The organism is Chitinophaga sp. (assembly GCF_036569125.1).
Lineage (GTDB): Bacteria > Bacteroidota > Bacteroidia > Chitinophagales > Chitinophagaceae > Chitinophaga.
This window is the reverse complement of record NZ_DATCRF010000684.1, coordinates 1-5,628: the sequence shown is the minus strand read 5'-3', so window position 1 is coordinate 5,628 and position 5,628 is coordinate 1. Positions and strand designations below refer to the sequence as shown.

Here is a 5,628-nt window from a genome sequence, read left to right as displayed (position 1 = left end):
CATCGCCTAAACGCAGTACAATAAAGTTAATGTCCGACTGGCCATCCTTCAGATCTGATTTATCGCTGGGCGGTGTAGCGCTGTCATAGATGCTATACTTTTTCATACCATAACCGGTGCTGGCAAAACGGGTGGAATCTATTTTTTTGCCTTTATACACATCACCGGGATAGGTGAAGGTGGCATACAGGCGCGGATCGCGGTTGAGGTACGGATTAGCGGCATCGTAACCGGATGCGGGATCGGAAGTAGGCAGGCCGTTTTTCATGTAGTAGGCCTTTGCCAGGTCCAGCAGCGGTGCATTGGTGTTATACTGCGTGCAGATCAGGTCAAAGGAGCTGCCCTGGTTCGGGAAAATGTACTGCACATCAAAGATCACTTCCGAGTTGTTCTCATTGGGCTGCAGGAACAGGCCCCTGTAATCGCCGAACAGCTTGTAGTTCAGGCTCATCACGGCTTTGGCTGCTGCCGCTGCTGCGGTCCATTTAGCTACATCGTTCGAGGTGTTTAAAAGCGGGCTGGCCTCATACAGCAGCGCCCTGGCCTTTAATGCCATGGCTGCGCCTTTGGTGGCCCTGCCTTCGTTGGTGCCGCTGTAGAATTCGGGCAGCACCAGCGCTGCGCTGTCAAGGTCTGTTATTACCTGTGCTACTACTTCTGCACGGGGCGTACGGGGCAGCTTACCTTGTGTTTCTTTATTGGGCGGGGCCAGGATCAGGGGCACATCGCCATAATAAGTTTGCAGGGTAAAGTAATACAGTGCGCGCAGGAATTTTGCTTCTCCCTTCATGCGGGCTTTGTCGTCTTCGTCCATCTCCGGCACTTCATCTACCTTAGCCAGGAAGGTGTTGCAACGGCCTATGCCGGTATAGCAATCGCCAAAACGCGCAGTAACAATACCGCCGGTGCTGGCATTCTGCTGCCCGGCTGCAATAAAGTTAAAGCTCATGGTATTGCTGTAGTTGTAGGCGTTGGGCGAAAGGGTTTCGTCCCACAGGGCCGTGGCCGATCCGCCGCTGGTGTTCTTACCGCCATAAATACCATCATTACGTAATACGGAGTAACAGCCGGTAAGGCCTGCTGCTGCGGCTTCGGGGGTGGTCCAGAAGGTAGCTTCCGTATAACGGTCATGCGGGGAAGTGTCCAGCAGGCTTTTATTACAGCCCATTGCCAGGAAACCTGCACCAGCCATTAAGAGAAATATCTTTTTCATCAGTTTGTTTTTTCGTGGTTTAAAAAGTAACATTCAGGCCGCCGTTATAGGTTTTCAGCATCGGATAGCTGTACAGGTCTGACTGATCCAGCACACTTTCCGGGTCAAAATCCTTGTATTTGGAGAAAGTGAGCAGGTTCTGCGCATTTATGAATACAGATACCTTGCTGATCTTTACTTTGGATAACCAGCGCTCAGGCAGGGCATAGCCCAACTGTATATTTTTCATACGTACGTAAGAGTTATCCCGTAACCAGAAGCTGGAACGCTGAAAGTTATCTGCATAGCCGGTGCTGGTAGTTACAATAGGCAGGCGTGCATTGGGATTCTCAGGCGTCCATGCATCTGTTTCCCATTCTTTGGTGGCATTGGCGCCATTGTAGAAGGGGAAGGCCAGGTTGGCCACCGGTAATACCTTTACGCCGGAAATGCCCTGGAAAGCGGCGCTGAGCGAAATACCCTTATATCCCAGGTTAAACCCAAAACCAAAAGCGAACTTGGGTACGGAGGAGGAAGTATTCACCAGCACACGGTCATCACCGTTAATAATACCATCGTTATTTACATCCTTAAACTTAATGTAACCGGGTTTGGTGTTCACGCTTTGCTTGGCGCTGTGATCCACCTCTTCCTGCGACTGGAACAGGCCTTCTGCCTGCAGCACATAGAATGCATCAATAGGGGAGCCTTCTTTTAAAATAGTGCCGTTTGAGTTATATACTACTTCACCGTTCAGGTCCACGATCTTATTCTTGTTGTAGGATACGTTGCCATACACACCATAATCCAGGTTGCCGATGTTGTTCTTGTATTGCAGCACTACCTCTAAACCGGTATTATCTACCGCGCCAATGTTCTGCTGCGGGCCGGTGAGGTTGCCTATCTGCGCGGCAATGTTCACTGCACGCAGGATACCGGTGGTGTGCTTTTTATAGGCATCTACGGTTAAGGATATACGGTTACCCCAGAGATTAACGTCGGCGCCTGCATTATAGGTAGTGGTGGTTTCCCAGTGAATGGTAGGATCCACATACTTTTTGGTAGCGCCGCCGGAGTTCAGGGTGCCGCCAAAGCTGTAATCTTCTCCCAGCTCCACGGTAGGCAGGTAGCTGTACAGCGGTACGGCCTGGTTACCCATAGAGCCTACGGATACACGCAGCTTTAACTGGTCAATGAAGTTTGACTGGAAGAAAGATTCCTTGTCAATACGCCAGCCGGCAGATGCTGAGGGGAAAAAGCCCCAGCGGTATGAGCCTGTTGGACTGAAGCGGGAAGATCCATCACTACGGAAAGTAGCTTCCAGCAAATATTTGCCGTCAAAATCATAGTTCAAGCGGCCAAAGTAAGATTGCAGCACGTCGCGGGTATAATTACCGTTAGTGGCGTTCCACACGGTGCCGGCGTCAAAGGCGTCCAGCGTACCATCCAGGTAACCGTACATGCTGGTGCCCCAGGAATCCGAATCAAAATTATCGTAGCTGGAGCCCAGCATTAATGCTACGTTGTGTTTTCCTGCAAACTGGTGATTCCAGTTCAGCGTGTTGTAAAAGTGGATGTTGATGTCGTTATAATCTGTTCTTTGAGAGCGGGGCGCTGTGGCCGGGCTGTTCCAGTTAATAGCGGCGCCGGTTTTAGGGTTAAAGGTTTGCATACGGGGCGTGAAGCCGGTGAGCAATCCATCGTATTTATCAACCCCGAATTTGATATTGTATGTAATGTTGAAGGGCAGCTTATATTCTGCAAAAACAGTGCTCAGGAAACGCTGCACCGTTTTGGTCATTAAGCCATTGTAAGCCAGCATACGCGGGTTTTCCCAGTTGTTGCGGCCCAGGGTCCTGAGCCAGGAGTTGCCATAGCGGCCATCCTGCAGGGTGTCTGATAAAATGGGCAGCGCCCTGGCCAGGTACGACCAGGTGGAGGTATAAAAGGGCGTAGTGTAATTGCGGTAATAGCCATCCATGGTAACGCCTACTTTCAGCCGCTCATTTACATTCATAGATGCATTGATGCCGATGGAATATTTATTTTCATTGTTGCCGGGCCCAAAGAGGATACCATCCCTGTTCAGGTAGCCAATGGAAAGGCGGTATTGGTATTTATCCGTGCTACCGGCTACGCTGAGGTCGTGTTTTTGTATTACGCCGTTCTTCAAAGCAATATCGTACCAGTTGTTGGCAGGGTAGGTGAAGTGGTCGGTGGCCATGCCTGCCTGGTATTCTGCAATGTCGGCATCCGCATACTCCGGCGCTTTGCCTTCATTTTTGTTAGCCTGGTTCTTCAGCTTCATGTAAGCAATGGGATCATCAATAATATCCGGCAGGTAGGTGGCTTTTTGCTGGCCGTAGTAATAGCTGTAATTCACACGGGAGGCGCCTTTACCTTTTTTAGTGGTCACCAGTATTACGCCGTTGGCTGCGCGTGAGCCGTAAATGGCTGCTGCCGCATCTTTCAGCACGGTTACACTTTCAATATCTGCCGGGTTCAGCTCGTCCATGGAATATTCAATACCATCTACCAGCACCAGCGGGTCGCTGTTATTGAGGGTGCCCACGCCGCGTATGCGGATGGTGCTGCGGTCTACACCTGGCTGGCTGTTGCTGAGGTTTGCAAATACACCGGGTACGCCCTGTAAGGCGTTACTCACGTTGGTGAGGGGCTGGCCTACTTTGTCTACCATTTCCACGGTAGTAATAGCGCCGGTTAAGGTAGCTTTCTTTTGCGTACCATAACCTACCACCACAACATCGTTCAGCTTTTGTACATCTTCTTCCAGCTTTATTTCCAGCGGGGTGGTGTTCGTTACCTTTACTTCTTTGGGCAGGTACCCGATAAAGGAGAATTTAAGCGTGGCATCTTTGGCCGCGCTGATCTTAAAAGAGCCGTCGGCTGTACTGGCAGTACCGCGCGAAGTGCCGGCCACCTGTATGTTTACGCCGATCAACGGCATGCCGTTAGCGGCAGTGATCTTTCCGGTAATGGGCAGGTCTTGCGCCTGCAGGGATAATGCAGTAAAACATAAGATCCCCAGTAGCAACACCCGGACTTTTAACCGGCTTGATGAGTGGAATCGTAAGAGCAGTTTCATAAACGTTGAGTAATTAATAATGAATAATTAATAATTAATATATTGAAGCGACCGCCGGCGGCGATGCCGGAATGAATAATGAAGAATGAATAATTAATAAGAAGCAGCGCCATGAGAGCAGCAGATCAGGGATAAGAACGGCCTGAGCATGTGTAAACCACATCCTTGTTCTACGTATTAATTATTAATTCTTAATTATTAATTCTTCGGTAACCGGTTCGGATAGTCGGTAATAATACCGTCCACCCCAAGTGCCTGAAGGCGTTGGGCCTCCTCAGTTGTGTTTACTGTCCATGGAACGATCTTAATCTGTTTGGCATGACATTTATCCACCAGCTCTTTGCTAACCATATGGTATTCCGGGTTATAAAAGAATGGTGTGAATCCTAATTGTTGCAGATGGTCTTCAAAAGTGTGCTGTTTATCGGAAGTAAGAAAGCCCAGTTTTATTTGCGGGTGTGTGCGGTGTAAGATCTGCAGGGGCCGCATGTCAAAAGACTGTATGAACAAACGTTTGCCTAAAGGCGCCAGCTGTTTTACTGCCATGAGCTTTTGCATGTATTCGGCCGGTGCAGGTTGTTCCTTACCATCTGTTTTTTCAGAAGATTTAATTTCCAGCAGGTAATATGCCGGCGCCAGCTTATGCGCGGTGGTAAAGGCTTCCACGGAATCTATCATGTCGGACAGCAGCGGGGCGTAGCTGCGCATACGCTGCTGCTCCGGAAAGGCCGGGTATGGCTTTTCACCGATAATAAACGGTTTGATATCCGCGTAGTTCATGTTGTAAAAAATGTACTGGCTGCGTTCTGCAGCTGTTATCTCACTGCCATCCGGTTTAGTGGTGTAGGAGGGAGTAAAGGAGGCATCGTGGTACACCACTACCTGCCCGTCCTTAGTAATGTGCACATCAAACTCAATAGTGTTGGCGCCGGTTTCAATGCCTTTGTACATGGCGGGAATGGTATTCTCCGGCATAAGCCCGCGGGTGCCGCGGTGGCCTACTTTATAATGTCCGGGTAAATCGCTGCCGGCTGTGGTAGCGGCATGCTGCGTGGTTTTACAGGCCGTTAGGTAATAGCCGGCCAGGGCCAGTGCACAGCCCATAACGGCTATGCTGGTACGCTTTTTCATCTGCATTATGTTTTACTAATTGGTTAAATGCTCTTGTACCTGGTTTGGAATAGTTGTTTGCTGCTGATCTGGCTGATATTCACATGTACAGTGCATGCGTTAAAACGCGATGCGTTGATCCGTTTCCGTTAATTATAGTCCCCCCCAAAGTACGCTCGTATATATGTTTGACGTGTTTATTTTATGAACAGGTATAAAA

At 49.5% G+C, this 5,628-nt stretch carries 3 protein-coding genes; all 3 read right to left on the bottom strand.

From position 1 onward, the window contains the following. Window positions 1-1,213 (bottom strand): RagB/SusD family nutrient uptake outer membrane protein (locus VIM87_RS25520; RefSeq protein WP_331999726.1); only part of this gene is annotated, 1,213 nt, incomplete at its 3' end. A gap of 19 nt (window positions 1,214-1,232) precedes the next feature. Then, entirely contained in the window at window positions 1,233-4,247 is a 3,015-nt protein-coding gene (locus VIM87_RS25515) for a TonB-dependent receptor (protein ID WP_331999725.1), read from the bottom strand. Between the two features lie 249 nt (window positions 4,248-4,496). Further along, window positions 4,497-5,429 carry a glycerophosphodiester phosphodiesterase family protein gene (locus tag VIM87_RS25510; protein WP_331999724.1) on the bottom strand — a complete coding sequence of 311 codons (933 nt, stop codon included), beginning with the start codon at window positions 5,427-5,429 and terminating at the stop codon, window positions 4,497-4,499. Window positions 5,430-5,628: the final 199 nt, after the last annotated feature.

Bases quoted from the DNA above. Each gene is read 5' to 3' on its own strand.
- VIM87_RS25510 (WP_331999724.1), bottom strand. From the start codon at position 5,429: ATGAAAAAGCGTACCAGCATAGCCGTTATGGGCTGTGCACTGGCCCTG.